20 protein-coding genes and 1 pseudogene are annotated in these 21,824 nt (G+C 39.0%); 6 read left to right on the top strand and 15 right to left on the bottom strand.

All coding sequences use genetic code 11. The features are described 5' to 3' along the window. Positions 1-863: 863 nt before the first annotated feature. The 8 genes from AK823_RS05295 to AK823_RS05260 form a co-directional block, all read right to left on the bottom strand. On the bottom strand, positions 864-1,133 hold the full coding sequence (locus tag AK823_RS05295; protein ID WP_068326986.1) for a type II toxin-antitoxin system HicB family antitoxin: 270 nt from the start codon (positions 1,131-1,133) through the stop codon (positions 864-866). A gap of 320 nt (positions 1,134-1,453) precedes the next feature. Beyond that, positions 1,454-2,602 carry a M20 aminoacylase family protein gene (locus tag AK823_RS05290; RefSeq protein WP_068326983.1) on the bottom strand — a complete coding sequence of 383 codons (1,149 nt, stop codon included), beginning with the start codon at positions 2,600-2,602 and terminating at the stop codon, positions 1,454-1,456. Positions 2,603-2,696: 94 nt separating this feature from the next. After that, on the bottom strand, positions 2,697-3,737 hold the full coding sequence (gene dctP, locus AK823_RS05285) for a TRAP transporter substrate-binding protein DctP (protein ID WP_068326979.1): 1,041 nt from the start codon (positions 3,735-3,737) through the stop codon (positions 2,697-2,699). Between the two features lie 28 nt (positions 3,738-3,765). Beyond that, complete coding sequence (locus AK823_RS05280) at positions 3,766-5,019, bottom strand: TRAP transporter large permease (protein ID WP_228138934.1); 1,254 nt, start codon at positions 5,017-5,019, stop codon at positions 3,766-3,768. Between the two features lie 13 nt (positions 5,020-5,032). Then, positions 5,033-5,614, bottom strand: a complete 582-nt coding sequence (locus tag AK823_RS05275) for a TRAP transporter small permease (protein WP_068326974.1) — start codon at positions 5,612-5,614, stop codon at positions 5,033-5,035. 182 nt (positions 5,615-5,796) lie between these two features. Further along, complete coding sequence (locus tag AK823_RS05270; RefSeq protein WP_203226579.1) at positions 5,797-6,474, bottom strand: aspartate/glutamate racemase family protein; 678 nt, start codon at positions 6,472-6,474, stop codon at positions 5,797-5,799. 209 nt (positions 6,475-6,683) lie between these two features. Beyond that, positions 6,684-8,261, bottom strand: coding sequence for a BCCT family transporter (locus AK823_RS05265; RefSeq protein WP_068326968.1), 1,578 nt, complete (start codon positions 8,259-8,261; stop codon positions 6,684-6,686). Positions 8,262-8,279: 18 nt separating this feature from the next. Then, on the bottom strand, positions 8,280-9,446 hold the full coding sequence (locus AK823_RS05260; protein WP_068326965.1) for a Xaa-Pro peptidase family protein: 1,167 nt from the start codon (positions 9,444-9,446) through the stop codon (positions 8,280-8,282). Between the two features lie 379 nt (positions 9,447-9,825). On the opposite strand from AK823_RS05260, the gene AK823_RS05255 reads away from it, so the two are divergent. The 3 genes from AK823_RS05255 to dpaL are packed head-to-tail and all read left to right on the top strand — an operon-like array spanning position 9,826 to position 12,169. After that, positions 9,826-10,527 carry a PAS domain-containing protein gene (locus tag AK823_RS05255; protein ID WP_203226578.1) on the top strand — a complete coding sequence of 234 codons (702 nt, stop codon included), beginning with the start codon at positions 9,826-9,828 and terminating at the stop codon, positions 10,525-10,527. A 22-nt stretch (positions 10,528-10,549) separates the two neighbouring features. Continuing rightward, the gene (locus tag AK823_RS05250) at positions 10,550-10,933 is read left to right on the top strand and encodes a RidA family protein (RefSeq protein ID WP_068326962.1); all 384 of its coding nucleotides are present in this window, start codon (positions 10,550-10,552) and stop codon (positions 10,931-10,933) included. Between the two features lie 60 nt (positions 10,934-10,993). Next, complete coding sequence (gene dpaL, locus AK823_RS05245) at positions 10,994-12,169, top strand: diaminopropionate ammonia-lyase (RefSeq protein WP_068326960.1); 1,176 nt, start codon at positions 10,994-10,996, stop codon at positions 12,167-12,169. Positions 12,170-13,321: 1,152 nt separating this feature from the next. Here the strand turns inward: dpaL and AK823_RS05240 are convergent. Beyond that, positions 13,322-13,600, bottom strand: coding sequence for a peptidylprolyl isomerase (locus tag AK823_RS05240; RefSeq protein ID WP_068326958.1), 279 nt, complete (start codon positions 13,598-13,600; stop codon positions 13,322-13,324). 261 nt (positions 13,601-13,861) lie between these two features. Then, positions 13,862-14,014: pseudogene (locus tag AK823_RS14040) on the bottom strand (transposase); the annotation flags it as partial. A 215-nt stretch (positions 14,015-14,229) separates the two neighbouring features. Between AK823_RS14040 and AK823_RS05235 the strand changes: the two are divergent. After that, positions 14,230-14,757: a peroxiredoxin gene (locus tag AK823_RS05235; RefSeq protein WP_068326955.1), complete on the top strand. Its 528-nt coding sequence runs from the start codon at positions 14,230-14,232 to the stop codon at positions 14,755-14,757. Between the two features lie 316 nt (positions 14,758-15,073). After that, entirely contained in the window at positions 15,074-15,391 is a 318-nt protein-coding gene (locus tag AK823_RS05230; RefSeq protein WP_068326951.1) for a DUF1244 domain-containing protein, read from the top strand. A gap of 93 nt (positions 15,392-15,484) precedes the next feature. On the opposite strand, the gene AK823_RS05225 is transcribed toward AK823_RS05230, so the two are convergent. The 5 genes from AK823_RS05225 to AK823_RS14140 all read right to left on the bottom strand — a co-directional run bounded on the left by AK823_RS05225 (position 15,485) and on the right by AK823_RS14140 (position 19,958). Next, positions 15,485-15,922, bottom strand: coding sequence for an SRPBCC family protein (locus tag AK823_RS05225; RefSeq protein WP_068326948.1), 438 nt, complete (start codon positions 15,920-15,922; stop codon positions 15,485-15,487). 250 nt (positions 15,923-16,172) lie between these two features. Further along, entirely contained in the window at positions 16,173-17,165 is a 993-nt protein-coding gene (gene rluF, locus AK823_RS05220; RefSeq protein WP_068326945.1) for a 23S rRNA pseudouridine(2604) synthase RluF, read from the bottom strand. A gap of 361 nt (positions 17,166-17,526) precedes the next feature. Then, on the bottom strand, positions 17,527-18,240 hold the full coding sequence (locus tag AK823_RS05215) for a hypothetical protein (RefSeq protein ID WP_068326942.1): 714 nt from the start codon (positions 18,238-18,240) through the stop codon (positions 17,527-17,529). 198 nt (positions 18,241-18,438) lie between these two features. Beyond that, positions 18,439-19,086 carry a glutathione S-transferase gene (locus AK823_RS05210; RefSeq protein WP_082785643.1) on the bottom strand — a complete coding sequence of 216 codons (648 nt, stop codon included), beginning with the start codon at positions 19,084-19,086 and terminating at the stop codon, positions 18,439-18,441. A gap of 374 nt (positions 19,087-19,460) precedes the next feature. Continuing rightward, complete coding sequence (locus AK823_RS14140) at positions 19,461-19,958, bottom strand: hypothetical protein (protein WP_203226577.1); 498 nt, start codon at positions 19,956-19,958, stop codon at positions 19,461-19,463. 616 nt (positions 19,959-20,574) lie between these two features. Here AK823_RS14140 and AK823_RS05200 point away from each other — a divergent pair. Next, positions 20,575-21,774, top strand: coding sequence for a sugar transporter (locus tag AK823_RS05200; RefSeq protein WP_068326937.1), 1,200 nt, complete (start codon positions 20,575-20,577; stop codon positions 21,772-21,774). Positions 21,775-21,824: the final 50 nt, after the last annotated feature.

The raw sequence follows: 21,824 nt of genomic DNA, 5'->3' as shown, positions 1-21,824 counted from the left end.
CTAACAAATAAGCTCATTAGAATGTAAGTACGACTATCTTTGTAAAGTTAACTTTAGTTTGTGTGAAATGATTAGATTAATAAAAACACGGGTTTAATGTTTTTATTAATTTAATCGATAATAGAATATTAGATTTTTGGTTTAAAATAAAAAGAACGGTAGTTGAATTAAGCGAATATTTGAATTCATTTCCTAACTCAGCCAAATAAAATAACTATTAACACCTTTACATTATTAATGCATTGTAGAAACCTCTTATCATAGATAATGTCCATTAATGGTCTTTAGGCTGTGTGAAGATACCTATTTTTTAACAATGGGATAGAAAATTAGAACGACAAACCAAATAATTCAACTATAGGTTTGGGAAATTCTGACTGATATTCTTTTTAGTATTGTGCTCAGGTATTATTTAGTCTCTTTATCTATATATACTCATGCTTACAGCCAAAGTCTTCTGCAGCATAAATCCGAGCAATCACGTCCAATAATATTTTTAACAGTTCTGATTTATCAAAACACCTAATACTCATTAAAATCGGTGAGGTTAAGAGCTTATCCCTAAATGAGCTTCAGCATAGATTATGACATCTATTTTTTCTTTTAGTTCTAATAGCGTCTGCTCATTCCATGTTCCATAGCGATATACCTTATTATATCGATACTCTCGTATAAATATTCTTTCACAACTTGTCTGGCATAAATAGCATTTAAATAAGCAGTTCATCTAAATGCTATTTACATTATGAGTACCGATCTATTCAATCTACTACTATTTGTAATTGCTTATAGCAATATGCCTGTATCGACTAGCATGAGTTCCATTCTCATTTATTGCGTATATTGATTACCATTCAACTTTATTAATAAAACTCATCTATTTGAACATCGACCGTTGCCCAAGACATTCCCTCAAAATCTGGGGCATCTTTATATTTATTACTATCAGTAGGCATAGGAATTGGTTCGCCATCTTCTATCATGCCACTTATATGAAGCACAATAGCTTCTTTAGCATTTTTCAAAATATTTTCATACTCATCACTAGCTGAATAGCAGCCCGCTATATCTGGGATAATGACGCCATACGCAGTATTGTCATCACCTTGTTGGATTGCTATGGGATATTTCATCCTCAACTCCTAATAATCTTAAGTTTATGTATTGGAAAATGAACGAGTCAGATAGTCAACCCAGCCCGCTTTAAAATAGTCATGACTACCAACAACACTTACTTCGTACCAACCACCTTTCTCTATAGCTCTGATTAAATCACGACTTTTTATAAAAATCTCTAGCTTACGGCAATACTTTTCTAATACTTAAAATAAAATTACGGGCTATCCTAAATAATTTTACTTATCTAGGACAGTCCCTAATATTAAAAAGAATTGCGACATGAAAGCCGCAATTCTAGTTTTCTAAATATAGACATTATAAAATACAGATACCGCTAATCAAGCTGATTATTTACTAAAGTTTTCCAATATTCTATTCCAATTGAGAGAATATCGTCATTAAAATCATAGAGCGGATTGTGCAGTGCGGTACCGCCACACTCGCCCTCCCCATTACCAATTAAAATGTAGCAGCCATCAACTTCGCGTAGCATAAATGAGAAGTCCTCACTAATGGTGTAACGCTCGCAACTGCCATCTACATTCTCAGCGCCAACTACTTTCTGGGCAGCACTTACTGCGTGGGCGGTCTGCTCTGGCGTATTAACTGTGGATAAATAGCTATTGTTAAAATTATACTCATATTCTACGCCTGCCGACATACATTGCCCTGCCACCACGCGCTCAATAGCTTTTTCAATTTTGTGCATTGCTGAATCGGTAAAGCTACGTGTGTCTCCGGTAATCGTTACCTTTGAGGGGATAACATTCACCGTGCCATTAGTCTCAAAGTTAGTCACTGAAATCACGGCGGTTTCATCAATAGCACTCAAATTGCGCGAGACGATGGTTTGCAGCGCGGTCACCACTTGCGCGCCCACGACAATCGGGTCAGTACCCATATGCGGTAGTGCGGCATGACCACCAGTGGCATTGATGATAATTTTAAAGCTGCTTTCACTGGCCATCAGTGCGTTTGGTCGCGTGACAAACTTGCCTTTGGCGACACCGGGGATATTGTGCATGCCATAGATAGCATCCATGTGCCAACGGGTGAATAAACCATCAGCAATCATCGCTTTAGCCCCAGTACCGCGCTCTTCATCTGGCTGAAAAATAAAATACACGGTGCCATCAAAGCTTTTATTTTCTGCCAACACATGAGCTGCACCAAGTAGCATGGCGGTGTGACCGTCATGACCACAAGCGTGCATAACGCCTTCATTTTTGGAGACATAATCAAAAGTATTTTGTTCATGAATTTGTAAAGCATCCATATCGGCGCGCAGACCAATGGAACGCGTGCTAGTACCATTTTTCAAAATACCTACTACACCAGTGCCACCGATACCACGATGTACTTCTAGCCCAAACGTCTCAAGCTTATTAGCAACGAATTCTGCAGTTTTAAACTCTTTAGTGCTTAGCTCAGGATATTGATGGATGTGACGGCGCCATTCAGCGACTTTTTTTGCTAGAGTCATAATTTTCTCCTAATAACTTTAAAAAGGGCAGCACTGTCATGCTGCCCTAGGTTTATTTGTTCTAACAGTTACTATTATGTGAAGATCTCTGTATCTACTTTTTTTCAAATGCGCTTATTTCTGCTTCTAGGTCTTCAAGTACTTTAGCAGATCTTTCACTTTCATTTTTCTTGAAATAATCACGAACAGGAAGCGCTGCAGCTTTGAATTTCGCAGTCTGTTCATTAGATAGATGCATCACTTTGACATTCTCAGCCAGTACTTTCCCAGCGTCTTCATTAGCTTTTTTCTGAAGTTCGAAAGCATAGTCATGCATCTCATCAATAGTTTCACTTAGAATAATTTGCAGATCTTCAGGAAGTGAATTAAAGTATTTGTCATTAAGGAAAACACCTTCAAGATACATAATATGATTAGACATGATTAAATAATCTTGAACTTCGTACCATTTCATATCTACTAAAGCACCAAGCGGGTTTTCTACTCCTGAAACCATATTTAGCTGCAAGCCGCTATAAACATCAGTGTATGAGACAGGCGTAGGATTGGCGTTGTATGCTTCGTAGTTTTTGACAATTAGAGGCGTATCCATGGTTCTAAAAGCCATTCCATCAAAATCAGAAGGACTTTGTATGTTCTTCTTAGTAAGCCATTGACTGCCTCCAAGAGGCCATAAGTCCATTAGTTTGAGGTTTTTTTCAGCATAAATAGCTGGTAGGTCAGTATTTGCAACCTTGCTCTCTGCCAAAAAATCATAAGCCTCTTTCACATCCGTTGGGAGCAAATAATGAAGGGCAAAAACCTGACCTTCAGGTACGATTGTTGCGACGTTACCAGGGCTCATGATGGCCATCTGAGTTGCTCCGGTTAAAAGATGATCAACTAAATCAACACCGACTCCCAACTGACCAACCTGAAATACTTCAAATTTCATTCTACCATTACTTTTTTCCTCAACACGTTTTGCTAGTTCTTTAGCATAAAGATCAGGTACAGTATCGGCGTATTCTTCATGAGTGACTTTAACCGTATAAACTTTATCTGGATCGTTTGTGGAGGCACTTTCATTAGAGCCACAACCAAACAACAATGGTAGCGACAAAGCAAGGGCGAGATATGACTTTATATTCTTCATTGCATTATATCCTTTAATTGCAAAAAAATTATTGAGCGAAGCTTCCTAAATACAACGATATACTAGGGAATGCCGAAACGAGCACACAGGCTATCAGTAGCATAGCGATATAAGGACCCTGGTTTTTTATTACTTTTAAGTAAGGTTGATCAAAGATAGCGCTACAGGTAAAAATGCTTGTACCAAAAGGCGGAGTCCCTGAGCCAATGGCTACCTGCAATGTTACTATGATGCCGAGATGAATAAGGTCTATACCAGCTGCAGAAGCAATTGGTACAAATATTGGAGTGAGAATTAGAATAACAACGATTGCTTCTACGAACATACATCCTATAAAAAAGAATATATTAACAACGAGTAGTATGGTAAGGATTGAAGGATCATTTCCTAAAAGTCCTTCAGCTATTAACTGCGGCACTCTAGCGTAAGAGATAATCCAAGAAAAAGCAGCCCCTACTGCAACAAGAATGAAAACCACAGTGGTAATAACGCCTGTTGATAGAGCTATATTATAAATTTCTTGAATTTTAATGCTTTTATAGAAGCCTACTTCTACAATGATTGCATAGAGTACAGCGGCGGCAGCGGCTTCAGTAGGACTAAATATTCCTGTATAAATACCTCCCATAATAATTAAGGGAAATCCGAAAGCGAGAAGACATTTTTTAGTTGCAACCCACCTTTGTTTATTCGATGCTTTTTTTAGACTTGGGATTTTTTTAACCTTTGCATAAAAAGCACTATAAATAGAAAACATAATTATAATTAGAATTGCAGGGCCTATGCCTGCAATAAATAGGTCACCAATAGAAGCACCACTAGCAACTCCGTAAACAATCATGCCTAAACTAGGAGGAATTAGGTATGCCAAATTACTAGCATTTATGATCAACGCCATAACTTCGCTGTCATCATAACCATTTTCAAGAAGTCTATTACGAACAGGACGTCCGACAGCCACCACCGTTGCCTGTGTTGATCCTGAAATAGATCCGAAAAGTGCACACGTAATAGCTGTCGTCGTTGCCATTCCACCAGGGAGGTGCCCTACATAACTTTCGACAAAATCAAGAAGCCGTTTTGAGGTCTGTCCCGTACACATAATGTCTGCGGCAAGCATAAACATTGGAATGGCTAACAGCACAGGGCTTTGTACACCAAGAACCATTTGTTGAACTGAAGTGAAAGTTTCAACATCAGGCATAAAAAAAATCATATAAAAGAGTGTTGAAAATAACATTGTCATCATCATGGGAAAACCCATAAGAAGCAGTACAATCATAACTACCAAGAGGCTAATTAACATCCTTAGGGCCTCCGCTCGTTTCTTCATCCACAGTATACAAATCGGGTTCCATCCCATCACCTCCATCTATTTTTTCTGTTCCAATATATAGTTCAGGCTCTTTTATATTTACAATAACGTTTAAAAAATATTGAATAGCACCTAAACCAAAACCGATAGGAACGACGAGCTGTATGATCCATGCTGGCAACTCAAGAGCTGAAGTTACTCTTCCTAACATTCTAGTATGCTGAATATATTCATATGCGATGTAACAGACGTATAAATAAGTGATGCAAGTTGCAATCGATATGATAATGATTAATACTTTTTGTGCTTTAAAGGGTACAGCGTCAAAAATTGCTGACATTCTAATATGTCGTCCCTTTCTAGCTGCGTAACCGATACCACTAAAGGTAACAAGAATGAGAAGCGTAGCGCCAATCTCATCTGCTGCAGGAATGCTATTAGAAAATACTTTCCTAGCTATGACGTTTGCAATCAAAGTAACTGCCATCAGTATGATACTGATGCCAAGAATCCATTCTGTTATCATCGAAACAAAATCATCGATTTTATTGAAGATACCCATTTAAACTCCTTTTAAATTTAAGATATCTATTGATAGTTAATATAAAATTAATACTCGGTTTACACTTAAAACTTAAAACAGCAACAAACGATCTTAATCATATAATTTGTAGCCTTATTCAGTGTCTATATATGTTCATAATTAGCTTGAGATTACTTCGGAATATCTAAGCTAATTATGATTTAACTATTTAGTAAACTTCCGTAGCCTGGGCAAATGGCTTTCTTTCCTGTGAGATGCATTGCGTGCCAGAACATTGCTGAGGTACTACACACAACTGGCATATCAAACATATCTTCAATTTCTTGAATGTGATCTAATACTCTTAGATTAGTACAAGACATAAACACCAAGTCAGCACCTGAGTCTGGCAACAACTGGTTTAGCGCCTCGAACATTGACTCTTTAGATACCAAAGTAATATCGGTATCTTTCTCTATGCCTAATGACCCTAATACAGAGACTTCGAACCCTGCCTGCGTTAGTTGTTGGTAAAGCGGAAAGTTTACCTCTGTTGTATAGGGTGAAAACACTGCTATTTTATTAGCACCAAGATGCTTAAATGCAGATTGGGCCGCTGTCCATGGGTTTGTTACTGGAATATTGCCTCGATTTTCGGTTAATAGTTTTGCAACTCTTTCTTCACCAATGATGATGGATGCTGAAGTGCAGCCGAATGCCATGACATCCATCGGTAGTCCCATTGCAATTAGCTTAGATGCATCACTAATCCCCGTTGCAATTTGATTAAGTGCTTTTGCGTTCATTTCACTGCTATAAAAAACTCGAGTACTAAATACTGCCGCTTGTGAACCAACCAATTTTGCCCAATCCATTTCCAATGAATGGTCTGTACTCAACTGTACAAGCCCTATATGAACTCTGTTCATTCTTTCTGCAGGAACGTAAGATAGAGGTGTTTCAAAATTTTTAAATTCGTCTATTGTTCTCATTTTACTAAACTCTTAATTAGAAATAAGTTTGCCATTAGAACACCTCTATTTTATTTAAAAACTTGGCATCTAATATTTCAAAACTTGTAAGGGCTTATTTAATAGTCAGATTTTGGTTAATCAGTTTCTATATCTTTTGTTATTTTTACTGCAACACTTTTAGAGGTAAGTGTAGATTCTTCTGCAAATTCAGCACGTAGCATTTTAAAGGTACTGGCAACACACAAGAAAAGTACGAACATCAACGGCAATGCAAATATCAAGCTAATACTTTGTAATAAATCAATACCTGTACTACTCATCATTAGCGTAAGTGCCATAGCTGATTGAGCGATTACCCAGATAATTTTCATCTTATTGCTGGGATTATCTGAACCTTCTTCACTCATGCTGGCTAGGGTGAAAGTAGAACTGTTAAGTGAGGTAATAAAGCAAGTAAATAGCGCGATAACCACACCTAGCGAGATAACCTTACCTAATGGAAAGTCTTCTAATACAATAAAGGTTGCCGCTTTTGAGGACGCTGCCGCTGCTTCTAATACCGCAGGCTCCGACTGAATACCTATAGTCCCAAAGAAGGCAACCCATAAGAAGATGCCAAGACAAGGTAGAATCATTGAACCCAAAACAAACTCGCGTATAGTACGTCCTTTAGAGACCCGCGCAATGAATGGACCTACAAAGGGTGCCCAAGCAATAGCCCAAGCGTAATAATAGATTGGCCAACCCCGAATCCAAGGTGCCTCTTCCTCTGCTGCGAATGTTGGTAGCATCAACGCATCTTTAAAAAAGTCATTGATATAGTTACCGATAGAATCAAAATAGACATTGATCATAGTCGTCGTTGGCCCGACAAATCCTACTAGTAGAATAAGAGCAATTAGCAGGTAGGCATTATAATCTGAGAGCAATTTAATGCCTTTTTCAAGACCGGTCGTGGTACATACAATAGTAATTAAAGCAATTACACCAACGAGTAAAAAGACGACCCAAGGCGCGTCAGGTGTACCAAAAAGGTAAGAAAAACTAACTCCTAAGGATAGTCCACTTTGACCAAGGGAAGTTGAAATACCAGCGATAGCACCAAAGACACAGATTATATTAACTATTTTTCCAAGCGAACCACTGGCTTTATCACGTCCCCAAGGAATGAGAATATTACTTATTAGACCGCTCTCTTTTTTGCGGTACATCAGATAACCGACAGCCAAACCAACCACTGAAAAAGCCGACCAAGCTTGAATACCTTGGTGAATAAAACTCTGCTTCATTGCAAATTCCGCGGCTTCTGCAGTTTGCGGAAGGATACCAGTGGTAGATAGCGGTTCCATATAATGATATACAGGCTCTGCCACACCCCAATAGAGCATGACCGTACCCATACCTGCTGAAAACAGCATACCTATCCAAGAAAACGTGCTAAATTCAGGTTTGGCATCATCAGCACCAAGTTTAATATCACCATACTTACTAAAAGCAAGATAAAACATCGACATGACAAAAAGAAATGAGCCTGCCATATATATCCAACCGAAAGTATCGGTCAGATAAGTCATAGTACCAATGCCTACTGTGTACAATTTATCTGGAAATAATATCCCTGCTGCTACTACTAAAACAATAAAGCTCATGGTGCTAAAAAATATTAATCGACCTTGTTTAGGTTCCGCAGTTTTTGTTGATATATCTGACATAACAGCTACTCCTGCGGATTATTTAATAATGATAAGCTCAGGCTCAGCGCGCACACTTAACCACTCTGCACCGTCTTCTGTAATCACGATATTCTCTTCGTGCACCATAGATTTTCCCGGCGCATACACCATGCCAGGCTCAAGTGTCATTATCATGCCCGCTTTGAGGACAGAATTATCAGTTGCGGTAATGGATGGCCGTTCTGTCAGCTCAATACCTAGGCCGTGACCCAGACGGCCAACATCATTCCCTAATGCGCCATTAGCCTCTAATACACCCCACATTGCATTATATATATCCGTAGTGGTTGCACCAGGACGTGCAGCTTCAAAGCCTTTGGTTGTGGCTTCATATGTAGCACGATAAGCCGCTTTAGTTTGCTCGCTTGCATGCCCAAAAGCCCAGTTACGATCAAAGTCAGAGAAGTAACCATCACGAGCTGCGCCAGTATCAATAATTAATACATCACCATCTTCAATGGCTCGATCTGTCGGGCCCATAATGATACTGTCATAGCCATCATACCCAGAACCTGCAATGATATATGGACATTCATCTGCACCTTCTTGCAACATATCGATACGTAGCTGTTTACAGATTTCACGCTCCGTCATACCGACACGAGCATAACTGGGCAGTTTATTAAAACCGAAATTGGTAATTCGACAGACTTCACGCGTTTTTTCAATCTCAGCCTGAGATTTAATTTGGCGCAGCTCATGTACCGCTAAAGAGATGTCAACAAACTCTTTATTTACTTTTTCAGTAAGCTGTAGGTAGTTGTTAATCGGCATACGTAAGTGCGATTCGATACCTAGCGTCGCCCCCACACGACCATAGCGATTCGGTAGCATATTTAAGGTATCAGCAACGAGGCTAATGCCATCGTCTTCTGGTCGTGGCGATGGCCAAGTGATGATGTCATCAACCCAAGTCTCCGCCATACCACTGGTACCGATTTCAGGTACAACTGCGATTGGCTTGCCTTCTGCGGGTATAACTATAAACCAAGGTCGCGTTGGACTCTTCCAAAACTGGGTATGAAACCCTGTGAAGTAACGTACGTTTGGTTCAGTGGTAAAAAACATCGCGTCCAATTTCATATTGTGCATAACTTTCTGTGCACGGGCAGTTCTTTCTTCAAATTCAGACTGCTCAAAACCACGTTGTAGATAGTTAATCATGGTGACATCTTCCTTGTTATCACAGTAGGGTACATGACCAAAAGCCACATAAGTGAACTATAGGCCTTACGGTTGTCGTTATTTAGATAAAAATTACCTGAATAAAATATTGCTTCTCAATAGTTAAATATAGTATCCGTTATAAGAGTGTAAAATAATTGATATATTGTTACTTTATGTAAATAAGTAGTCACAGACCTTTTGTATCAACGATTTATCTATACATAAAAATTACTTTAACTTATTAAAAGTAGCTAATTATTATTACATTTAGTGAACTTTACAGTTGCGTTGATTCAAAACTTATGGTCTTATAGTGACGCAAAGTTAATTTCTAGCTTGCGTTTTTATTTTATGAAGACCAATATAAGCAACATACTTGGTTAACAATAGTGATTCAAAAGTGAAAAAAACAATATTTAAGGCACTAAACGCAGAATTTACCGATGAAGATGCAAAGTTCTTAGAAACTTACTTTCGACTTGCTGACACAATCGCTGACTTAATAGGTCCTCATTGCGAAATAGTGATTCATTCATTTGCAAGCTTTGAGAAATCAGTCGTTAAAATAGTCAATGGTCACCATACTGGTCGTACTGTCTATTCACCTATTACAGATGTAGGGTTAAAGATGCTCAGCCAGTTCAAGAAAACAGGCGAAGTAGCACCAAAAAGTTATTTTACTACCAGTAAAGATGGCGCTTTGCTCAAATCAACTACTTGTGTATTAGCGGGTCAAGATGGTAAACCAATTGGATTGTTCTGCATAAATATGAATTTATCCTGCCCTTTTCCAGAAATTATTCAAACGTTAATGCCGGATATGGCAGGTTTACATGCTGGCGTTAATGAAAACTTTAGTTCATCTGCAACAGATATAATTGAACAAGCACTTAATAACGCAATTTTGGAAATTGACAATGACTCATCGGTTAACCAGAAAGGTAGAAACAAAGCTATAACTAAAGTTTTACTTGAAAATGAAATATTTGAATTTAAAGAAGCAACAGCAATGGTTTCTGAGCATTTAGGAATCACTCGCCATGCAATCTATAAATATATCCGAGAATTTAAATCCTAATAACCAACAAAAGGAATTGGTAATGAAAAAAACAATCCATACAGATGCAGCACCAGCAGCAATTGGACCATACTCTCAAGGTATGGCATTTAAAGAGCTAGTCTTTACCTCAGGACAATTACCACTAGATCCTAAAACAATGGAGTTTGTGGAAGGTGGAATCATAGAGCAAGCACGCCAGTCTCTAGCCAATTTAAAAGCGATACTTGAAGCAAGTGGTGCCTCTTTAGACTCAGTACTGAAAACAACATGTCTGCTTTCTGATATGGAAAACTTCTCTGCGTTTAATGATGTTTATACTGAAGTATTCGGTACTGAGGCTGCACCAAGTCGCACTTGTTTTGAGGCAGCTCGTTTACCAAAAGATGCTTTGGTAGAAATAGAAGCAATTGCTTTTATTCGATAGTCTATAAGACGATATTGCTACCGCAGTATCATTTCTCCTCTTTATTTATAAGAGAACATTATGCTGAAAATATCTGAAAACCATTTTTATACAGGTCAAAACTCGTCCCTTTTTAATGCAGAATCAGCTAAAAAAATACGTAAATTTCACTGTCAGATTGATGGTTATAAACCGACGCCTCTAGTCTCATTACCAATGTTAGCGGAAAAACTTGGTGTAAAATCAATCCTAGTTAAGGATGAATCTCATCGTTTTGGACTCAACGCATTCAAAGTTCTAGGTGGCTCCTATGCTTTAGGAAGTTTATTAGCTGAATATATTGACATTGATATTACAGAAATTGATTTAAAAACAGTATCTTCTAAATTAGACAAGCCTCTAGTATTTTCGACAGCAACAGCTGGTAATCATGGCACTGGAGTAGCGTGGGCTGCTCGTGAAATGGGACAAAGAGCTGTTGTCTATATGCCGAAGGGATCATCACCAGTAAGTGTCGAGCGTATTCGAGGATTAGGTGCAGAATGTATCGTAACCGATATAAATTATGATGATACAGTCCGCCTAGCAAATAAAACAGCCGAAGAAAATGGCTGGATTTTAGTGCAGGATACCGCTTGGAAAGGCTATGAGAAAATACCGACCTGGATCGCCCAAGGCTACATGACCATGGCAGATGAAGCTATTGAACAAGCAGCTGAAATGTCTGAAGGAATGCCAACTCATGTAATACTACAAGCAGGTGTTGGTTCGATGGCTGGTGGTGTACTGGGCTATCTTGCAGACAAGCTTGGTGCAGACAACTTTGAAACCATTATTGCAGAACCTGTAGCAGCTGACTGTATTTATCGCTCCGGTACCAGTGCGCAAGGTGAAATCGTTAATGTAACGGGTGAACTAAACAGTATCATGGCAGGGCTTGCTTGCGGTGAACCAAATCCAGTCACTTGGCAGATTTTAAAAGATTGCAGTAATTACTTTGCTTCTGTTGATGACAACGTAACTGCCACTGGTATGCGAGTACTGGGTAATCCTTTACAAGATGATCCTCGAGTTATTAGTGGAGAATCTGGCGCAATTACACTTGGTGTGCTTTACAAGCTTTGTAGCGACCCCTCAAATCATGATCTACTTGAAAAGTTAGGTTTGGATCAAGACTCCGTAGTCTTAGTATTTAGCTCTGAAGGAGATACTAATCCAAATAGATATAGAGATATTGTTTGGGATGCTAAGTATTAGATTTTACTAGTGCTCATTCCTACTTAAAACGAATTTAGATTTTTAAGTCTAAGCAAGTTTTGCTTCAAGTATTCGTTTACTTGAGGTTTTTTTGTGTCTGATAGGTTTTACATAAAGTATAGATTTACATATACTTTATGTTTTGATTCTTCTTTATATACTTTACGATATCCAATATTTATTAATGAAATCGTGCTCACTATTTAGAAAACTACTAATCAATAGCTCACTTAATAACATACTTATAACCTTTAAGCTTCTTCAAACCTTTTTATTGAACTTGCCCTGCCCCATTAATTGGACACAATATATGGATGTTATGAAGTGCGACACAGACTTTAAGTTAGCGGTAATAGGCCGCTACTATCAGCAAGGTTGTGAAGAGGTAGCAACCGTTTGTTACTATTAAAAGACATATTTTCAATCTCTCACACACTAACCTAGCGTTTCTGTTTCTTCACTAGTTAAATTATTGGTGGTGTTCTAAAAAGTATGCTGGCGATAAAAGTCAATAAGAAATCTATGCTAAGTTCTCTGATTCTATAGGGCTTTCAAGGCTTCAAGAATTGTTCAAATTTTAATCAGTATACTTTTTGACACACCACCAAATCATTAACTATCAACAAAAGATGCATCACATAGCTGATCAAAGCAGAAGAAAGACTTCCTTTATTATTCTGTTTAAGTTGACTAATCACAGTTAGCACATAGTCATTATAACTATCTAAGCTTGTAACCTCACCTTCAAAACTAGGCATGTCCTTTTCAAACTCTTGAATTTTTTTAGCTTAACCGTATCATTTGCAACCGATCGATTAACCTTTTTGACAACCCTCTCTCGGATGCATCGAAAACTGTCAATCAATTTTTGGATATTTTTGGTGGTAAGGCGATTTAGAAAGAAATAGAGCACATAATATAGAAAACCCAGTTTGAGACGATTTCCCAATGCTATGCTTACTTAGACGATGTTATATGTGAGTACTGCAATTATCCTTGTCTGATTGAAGTAGCTGTATATGTGAGCATAATTTTTGGCAGACAGATAAGTATTAATCATAAAAAAGCCAGACAGCTTAGTTGTCTGGCTTTTCTTGTCCATCATCTATTAAAAACAGTCCAAAGCCTCTATGCCACTACAGACTCTAACTCTTATGTCCTGTAAAGCACTTTAATCACATGCCAGCCAAATTTGGTTTTTACTAAATGTGGGGTAAATAGCTCGCCGTTGAAGCAGACTTTATCAAATGCCGGTACCATGTCGCCTTTTTTAAACTCGCCTAAGTTACCGCCTTTTTTACCTGATGGGCAGGTTGAATGTTTTTTAGCTAGCACATCAAACTGGACGCCTTTTTTAAGCTTACTAATAATGTCCTCAGCCAGTTCTTTATCTTTTACTAAAATATGTGATGCGCTAGCTGTACGAGCCATAATATAAACCTTTTATAAAATATCGATTATCGGGGCATTATATCACTACTTACCTTGGTTGCTAAACTCATTCATATACTCTACTTTATCAAAAATCATTATCTACACAAGCGCTACTCTTTGGATGAGAATTGATATCTTTTGAGTGTCGCTGCCACTACACCATAGGCTTTATAATGCTGAGGCAACTCATTACTTCAAAGTGAATCGCACCAGCACCCCAGTACTGTCGGAGACTCAACATGCTGAGAGCATACGACAACCTCCATTCGCTGTGTTTTGCCAGTTAGATAATGTCTGCATGGCTATATCTAGCTGCTTTGCAGTCGCTGAAACATTACCTTTGTTATCAACTATCTATTCGATGATTTCAGCTTTGAAAGCTGCACTGTAGCGTTGCTTTTTCTTGGTCATGATAAACTCCTCATAGAGTCGTTAGTTTACCAATTTTAGTTGTACGGTTTCTTCAGCATAGCTCATAGCTTGTAAGGTCTAAAAAAAGTCATATATTTTGATAGCTTATATAGTGAATATCAGCTTAAAGATTTGCTTATGAACTACTATAACTATTATCATATAAATGCTGGATTTTGAAAACAAAAAGACAATAACCTAAATCGGAGTAAATAATGATTACCCATGTACCTGATGTAACTTTTAAAACTCGTGTTCGTGATGAATCTATCGGAGGAGACAACCCATTCACATGGTATAACCTAACCACGGATGAGTTATTTGCCAATAAAAAAGTGGTCGTATTCTCACTACCAGGTGCCTTTACGCCAACTTGTTCGACCAGCCATCTCCCTCGTTACGAAGAGCTTTATGATGAGTTTAAGGCGTTAGGTATAGATGAAATAGTTTGCATTTCTGTCAATGATGCGTTCGTCATGTACCAATGGGGCCTAAAACAAAACCGTGAAAACGTTTTTTTGCTTCCTGATGGGAATGGTGAGTTCACTCGTAAAATGGGTATGCTTGTTGATAAGAGTAATCTTGGCTTTGGTATGCGCTCATGGCGTTATTCGATGTATATCGACAATAAAGCCATCAAAAAAGTGTTTAAGGAACCTGATTTTGGCGACAACTGCCCAATAGACCCCTTTGAAGTATCAGATGCAGACACCATGTTAGAGTATTTGAAAAGTAATGCTTAACCATATTGACGCTTGACTGTTGTTATTAAGTGTTATCAGGCATCGATAGATGCTCTAATATTATCAAACTGCCGAACTGCGTAGCCCTTAGATATAAGGGCTACATAGTTTTTTTATGATTTTTAAAAGAATGGTCTCTCAAACCCATGGTCAGCCCTTAGAAGAGTAAGTTGTAAGTATAGATAAACTGTAAATATAGAAGAGAATCATCTGATATTATTACATCTGTAATAGGCTGGCAAACAGTATATAGTTACCATTGCTTTTAAGACACCACACATAACCACAAACACGCATTAACGCTGAGGAAAAATTTATGGCAAAATTAGAATCAAACATTGAATTAGAAGCCGCAGCATTTCGTCGCTTATTAGCTCACTTAGACGAGCGCAAAGATGTACAAAATATTGATCTGATGAACCTTGCAGACTTTTGTCGTAACTGTTTATCCAAATGGTATAAAGCGGCTGGTGAAGAGCGTGGTATCGAAATCGACTATGAAGATGCGCGCGAACTTGTTTATGGTATGCCTTATTCTGAGTGGAAAGAGAAGTATCAACAAAAAGCCACACCGGAGCAATTAGCGCGCTTTAATGAAATTGAAGCTGCCAAGAACAAGACTGATCAAGAATAACAGTAGTTGCCCGCACTCCATGAGCTATGCTTAGATCAAAGCATAAAAGTCACTACTAAAAGACTGAGATAGAAAGTAAACATTGCCGCTAACTTAGCGGCTTTCTAAAGACTTGAGCATACTATTAAAAACTATCATGCCTTGTTTCTGCATTTTACGATCAAAAACCCTTCCGATCAGTGGCACAACCAGTCGGCCTTCAGACACCCAAGTCACGTGTGTGGTTCCATCCCCTAAATCTTTTAAATCAATAATGCCCTTGTAGTGTTCCATTTTTATAGGCTTGGCTTTTTCGATTTGATATTGCATATGAATAGGACGCTCAAACGCAGTAATTCGCTCCCATACTTTAAAGGCTCCGGTTTGTACTGTTCGTAAAGCGCCAGTTCCATTGCGCTCTTCATCACCTTCAGTCAACAACTCAGCAATACCTACAGACTTAAATAACGCATAACTAGCATGGTCACTTAGGGCTTCAAAGACATCGTCAATCGGTTTTTTGACAATACGTTCTACTTTTATTTTAAACATAATATTATCTCGTCAAGGTTAAAGTTCTCTAGCTTATTGCCATTTCAAAAATGAACAAAGCAATCACACTTTAAATTTTTGCAGTGGATAATAAGATAGGTTTTTTGTACCACTTACGCGTCTAATACTAGACTCTATTTTATCCCGCATCGAATGTAATCATCCCAAACCTAAGATAGCTTAAGTTGTCTGGATTTTTATACAGCGTCTCTAATCAGGCGTCCTAATTAACTGAGCACTACATATCAATCTATCGTTTTGAAGACCGCTGAGAACCTCGACCTTTTGCAGGGCGCTTGCCATTTGCAGCAGGTTTGCCATTGTCACCAGCCTTCTTACCATGACCAGAAGGACGCCCACCTTTAGAACCCGCTGGTTTTCCAGCACCGTCTTTAGGGTGTTTACTATTCCCCTTTGCTGCGCCCCGTGGTTTTGAAGACGCCTTTGACTTTGACGAGGTATCAGTACGAGCGTTTTTTCTTGGTGCATTACGAGATTTCTTGGCCGGAGCACTAACATTGGCAGAAGAATCTTCTATAGATTTAAGTAGTACAGACAACTCTTTTGGGGTTAAATCTCGCCAATCTCCAACTGGAAGACCCTTAAGATTCACATTCATAATCCGCGTACGCTCAAGCTTCACGACTTCATAGCCAAAATGCTCACACATGCGACGAATTTGACGATTCAAACCTTGTACTAGCGTGATGTTAAATACGTTAGGCGCCACCTTAGTAACCGGGCACTTCTTCGTCATCTTTCCCAAAATAGGCACGCCACCAGCCAAACCCTCAATAAAATTATCTGTTATCGGCTTATTCACCGTCACCAAATATTCTTTTTCATGGTTATTGCCAGCACGTAATACCTTATTAACCAGATCACCATTACTGGTCAAAAAGATTAAACCCTGGGAATCTTTATCCAAACGGCCAATAGGGAAAATACGTACGCTATGTCTGACAAAATCAACAATGTTATTTTTCTCGGAGCTTTCCGTGGTGCTAACAATGCCGACTGGCTTATTCAATACAATAAAAACAAAGTCATCAGCTTCTTTCGGCTCAATGAGCTGCCCGTTGACTTTTACCGTATCTCCAGCAACCACCTGCTCACCCACTGAAGCACGCTTGCCATTGACATACACATTACCTTGTTCAATAAAGCGGTCAGCGTCTCTTCGAGAGCAAATACCGCTTTCGCTGATGTATTTATTTAAACGAGTCGAGGAAGCATTAAACATAAAGCACCGTTTTTACTTAATAAAAAGCCTTTCTTGCTAAGAAAAAAGCCTAAATTGAATGGATCATTAACAACGAGATGGCTCACATTATATAGGAGATTCAATACCTATTTCAGGAGAGATGGGCAAAAACCTAGAAATGTATCCAGAATCGTATAAATCGAGATGGCGTTGAAAGAGCTTCTTCATGATGTTAAAAGATCAAAAAGCTTATACGAATTAAAAGACGTAGGACGGACAAACGAAGCTACTCTCTAATCGAAAAACGGCAGTGAAAGCAGATCTTTCATTTTAAACCGCCCCAATATTTTCGTATTAACTCAGAATGTTTCGTCTTCGACAATCTTGGGACGGTTCACTATCAAAACCACCCCTCTTCCAAAAGATGCTCTGTATTACTCAGTTTAAACTCAGTATGTAGATCGTAAAACGTTCCTGGATCTTCAACATTACCGAGCAACTCTCGCTTACTGAGCGCCACAAACATCGCCAGCGAATAAGCCGCACAATGGATAGACTTTTTTGGATTAAACTCAATATCGGTAAAGGCTTGATATTGCATAACCTCCTCATGTAGCTGAGAGTTTTGCTTTAGTGCATTGATATAAAGCCAATCATAAAACGCGGTTAGCGGCTCAATACCCCACTCCACACCAAAATCATTGTAGCTAATAAGCTGACCTGAGTCGTGTAAGCGCTCATCTTTTTTGGCTTGTCTTGGCGGGGCTGTCAGCAAGTCAGTATAGGGACCACCCTGTTCAAAAACCTTACTGGCCTGAAAGATGTTTTCGACACTATACTGCCCGCCGCTATGCTCATCAGTGAGCTGTAAGCTGAGTGGACTTAACAAAAAACTTAGCTTATTACCAGATTTACTAGATAGCTCCAAGACATTATTAAATCCATACTTTTTGCGAATGACTTGATGTAGGTCATTGATGGACTTTTTCTTTTGGCGACTTGCAAACCCCACATGCCGCTCAAACCTAACCATGTCCGTTTTTACCAGATTGTCACTGTTGACTCTAGGCATAAATACGGGTTTTTGCTCTACAGCGTTTTTACTTTGTTCCATAATTTATAGTCTTTATTTCATAGCGATGGGCATTATATCAATAGTTTTGTATAAATGTTCTTTGATAGCGGATCTTACATAAATAGCGTTTAAATAAGCAGTGATTTAAATACATTATAATCTGACTAAGGCTTGGAATAGTACACTCAATGCGATACTAAATCATAATAAGGACTACTAAGGTTTAAGCGCTAATTGCTAAGCTGAAAAAACCACTTCCTCATCTTCTTCTTGCCAAGGTTGAAACTTGGACATCGCTTGCAAAAAGAGTGGATGCTCCAGCCAGTGTTGTAGCCAACGCTGCAAATTTGGGTAAGGCAGATTGTAAAAAACATCGCGATCCACATGAGCGAATTGACGCACAAAAGGCATGATGCCAATATCGGCAATGGTTACCTTATCTCCAAGTAAGTAATGTTTATTACTCAACAACTCTTCTAAAACCTGTAAAAACTCTTCACCCTGTAGCCGATACTCTTTTTGGGTCATCTCCAAATGACGGTCAGCATATTTATAGCGATCCAGCCAATGCTTAAAGTCATTATCATTTTTATCGATCAGCGCATTGGCCTGAGATAAAATCTCAGCATCAAGCAATCCTTGCGGATCTTTTTGTTCAAGTGCCCACTCCATTATCTCTCTACTTTCTTCAATCACTTTACCATCAGTAAGCTGTAGAACAGGTACAGTACCTTTTGGGCTAATCGCTACCATCTGTGATGGCTTGTTCTTTAGTACTATCTCCCGCAGCTCTACTTGCTGCTCAGCAAACAAGATGCCAAGCCTAGCACGTATGGCGTATGGGCAGCGGCGAAAAGAGTACAAAAGAGGTAATGAAGCAGTCATAGATGTTTTTCTCAGTTGAATCGAGATGAGTGACGTCAGAAATGAAGGTTATTGTCTCTTACTATTTACCATATTCTATGCTAAATCATAGAGACAACACCTTTACTGCTCATGATAACAACGCGAACACTTGCCTTCAATGATGATTATATTACCCCCATGTTAGAACTCCTTTGCTCTATCCAAACTCTAACACGTTAAGCTCTAGTAAATTGCAATCGAAGACCCGAAGCCAAGCTAGTAGTAAGCCATTAATCATAATATATTAGAAAGCAGTTGGTAAAAAAAAGCCCCACTATAATAGTGAGGCTATGCTATGTTGATATGTTTAAAAATTCGCTGTTTACGACTAAAAAAACTTTAAGTACTTCTTCTTAAGCACCGCTGGCTTTTGCCAGTTTACGCTCCACTTTATCAATCTCCGCACTCTTCTGCTCAACAATCAACTTATAATCCTTAGTAGCATCACGAGACATCCAATGTACACTATTAAACCTAAAACCAACGTCTGACGGTAAGCTATATTTGGGTGAATAATTAGGTAAATGCGCCAACTGATATTTAATCTGGGCGATATCTTCTACGAATGGCTCATAAGGTATATCAAGTATTAAGAAAAGCTTTACTAGAAACTCCTCAGCCGTAAAGCATTTATCAATATAACTACTATCAAGCCCAAGATGTTTATTCGACAATACATGACGCAGGCGCTCACAGGCGGGTATGGTATGCTTTAGAGGGTAACCCATAATTTTTACAATATCTTGCGCACGCAGTTCAAGCGTGTCTATTTGAGTAATAGCATATTGTGCTAAAGGATGACGCGGATGATAACGGCGAGTATATTTGGATTGATTAGTAGAGTGGCTCATGATATTGAACACCTTAGATTCCTATAACTCCGACAAAAAAGTATAAAATCAGGCACAAATGAGGATGTCGGAGTACAGGCTCATGCGCTTTACCAGGATTGTTTTATATCGTGCTGGAAGTTGCAAGGTTTGTACGTCACCATTAATTGCAATTATGATAACTTGCAATAGCGGTTGGCAATGACAAAGCTGTTAAACCCACGATAGTTTGTTGAATGATGATAGCATATCAGATGAGAGTAAATAAATACTAATATGTGTGCTTCTTTTTTAGAATTATTGTTAGTCCGTAACATATAGCCGATTCGCTTTAAAACCGATACAGTGCTGCTGGGATATATTTTGCGCAGCCTCTGCCTGCAACGACATAGCAAGCAAGTAAAATTTATACCAGTAGCACGACATTATTGATGTATCAATTTTATTTCGAACTGACCATCTAACGCTAAACCACTTATTAACAATCATTATCAAAAACGCCCTTTCACTAATGCCCTTGACTTGGTATCTTGCCTCGCCACTCTTATATCGTTAAAGACTTTTATTACCAAACATGTTTGACCCTACTATTGGCTAACCCTCTTTTTATATTAATACCTTCTTTGTATTGGATCTTATGAAACACAACCTTGAGGCGAGCTCAAATGCTCGCCGGACTCAGTATTTTCAAGTATTTTTGATGGGCGTCAGTGCCTTTATCATGAATACCACAGAATTTGTCCCTGTCGCCTTATTAAGCGACATTGCCCAAGACTTTTCTATTACTACAGCTGAGACTGGCTGGATGTTGACGCTTTATGCTTGGATTGTCGCTGCCATGTCATTGCCGCTGATGCTACTGACCAGTCGCTTTGAGCGTAAAAGCTTACTCTTGGCATTGTTTGCAGTATTTATTGCCAGTCACGTACTCTCCGTATTTGCGTGGAGCTTTGATGTACTGCTCATTAGCCGCGTAGGGATTGCACTATCGCATGCGATATTTTGGTCCATTACAGCAGCGATCGCCATACGCGTGGCGCCTGAAGGCAAGAAGGCATTAGCACTTAGCGTTCTTGCGACGGGTACCTCATTAGCGATGGTGCTAGGTGTGCCTTTAGGGCGCTTGGTCGGTCAATGGTTTGGCTGGCGCGCGACATTTGGCGGTATTGGCGGTATTGCCTTTATCGTATTTATGCTGCAAATGAGACTATTGCCAACATTGCCCAGTATGTTTGAAGGCTCTTTTAGAAAAATTCCAGAACTACTGAAAAACCCGTTATTGGTCTGTTTGTATTTGCTCATCCTACTGGTCTTTACAGCGCATTATACCGCCTACTCTTATATCGAGCCTTTCATGCGTCAGGTCGGCTCAGTTAGCGAAAACTCGGCTACTTTTGTCCTGCTGCTGTTCGGTGTCGCAGGAATTGCAGGTAGTGTGATATTCAGTCGTTGGGGTGATAGATTTAATACTAGGCTGATGCTGATATCGACGATATTAATGCTACTGTCGATGCTTACCCTTTCGTTTGTCGTGACCTCAATATGGGCACTCAGTCTGAATGCCTTACTCTGGGGAGCTGCGCTCATGCTGCTTATTATCTCCATGCAGGCTAAAGTCATCATGGTCGATATTAATGCGCAAGACATGCTGATGTCGATGTTTTCAGGTATTATCAATTTAGGGATTGGTACGGGTGCTCTATTTGGAGGTTATGCGGTGACGCACCTCTCGCTATCAAGCGTAGGATATGTTGGGGCAGCTATTGCTGTTATGGCCTTATTACTGATGCTATTTATGATAAAACGCTTTCCTGAGTTAAGTAGAAGACTCGGCTAGATAAAAAGACAATGTTAAAAAGTAACAGTCAAAATGCCAGCCACTTAGAT

The sequence above is a fragment of the Psychrobacter sp. P2G3 genome (assembly GCF_001593285.1).
In the GTDB taxonomy this organism is placed as follows: Bacteria; Pseudomonadota; Gammaproteobacteria; order Pseudomonadales; family Moraxellaceae; genus Psychrobacter.
This window is presented reverse-complemented; position numbering and strand designations above follow the sequence as displayed.

Coding starts and splice junctions, on each gene's coding strand:
- AK823_RS05225 (WP_068326948.1), bottom strand. CDS start 15,922: ATGTTTAAAATAAAAGTAGAACGTATTGTCAAAAAACCGATTGACGAT.
- dctP (WP_068326979.1), bottom strand. CDS start 3,737: ATGAAGAATATAAAGTCATATCTCGCCCTTGCTTTGTCGCTACCATTG.
- AK823_RS05260 (WP_068326965.1), bottom strand. CDS start 9,446: ATGATTAACTATCTACAACGTGGTTTTGAGCAGTCTGAATTTGAAGAA.
- AK823_RS05235 (WP_068326955.1), top strand. CDS start 14,230: ATGATTACCCATGTACCTGATGTAACTTTTAAAACTCGTGTTCGTGAT.
- dpaL (WP_068326960.1), top strand. CDS start 10,994: ATGCTGAAAATATCTGAAAACCATTTTTATACAGGTCAAAACTCGTCC.
- AK823_RS05295 (WP_068326986.1), bottom strand. CDS start 1,133: ATGAAATATCCCATAGCAATCCAACAAGGTGATGACAATACTGCGTAT.
- AK823_RS05275 (WP_068326974.1), bottom strand. CDS start 5,614: ATGGGTATCTTCAATAAAATCGATGATTTTGTTTCGATGATAACAGAA.
- rluF (WP_068326945.1), bottom strand. CDS start 17,165: ATGTTTAATGCTTCCTCGACTCGTTTAAATAAATACATCAGCGAAAGC.
- AK823_RS05290 (WP_068326983.1), bottom strand. CDS start 2,602: ATGACTCTAGCAAAAAAAGTCGCTGAATGGCGCCGTCACATCCATCAA.
- AK823_RS05265 (WP_068326968.1), bottom strand. CDS start 8,261: ATGTCAGATATATCAACAAAAACTGCGGAACCTAAACAAGGTCGATTA.
- AK823_RS05200 (WP_068326937.1), top strand. CDS start 20,575: ATGAAACACAACCTTGAGGCGAGCTCAAATGCTCGCCGGACTCAGTAT.
- AK823_RS05250 (WP_068326962.1), top strand. CDS start 10,550: ATGAAAAAAACAATCCATACAGATGCAGCACCAGCAGCAATTGGACCA.
- AK823_RS05215 (WP_068326942.1), bottom strand. CDS start 18,240: ATGGAACAAAGTAAAAACGCTGTAGAGCAAAAACCCGTATTTATGCCT.
- AK823_RS05240 (WP_068326958.1), bottom strand. CDS start 13,600: ATGGCTCGTACAGCTAGCGCATCACATATTTTAGTAAAAGATAAAGAA.
- AK823_RS05210 (WP_082785643.1), bottom strand. CDS start 19,086: ATGACTGCTTCATTACCTCTTTTGTACTCTTTTCGCCGCTGCCCATAC.
- AK823_RS14140 (WP_203226577.1), bottom strand. CDS start 19,958: ATGAGCCACTCTACTAATCAATCCAAATATACTCGCCGTTATCATCCG.
- AK823_RS05280 (WP_228138934.1), bottom strand. CDS start 5,019: ATGATTGTACTGCTTCTTATGGGTTTTCCCATGATGATGACAATGTTA.
- AK823_RS05230 (WP_068326951.1), top strand. CDS start 15,074: ATGGCAAAATTAGAATCAAACATTGAATTAGAAGCCGCAGCATTTCGT.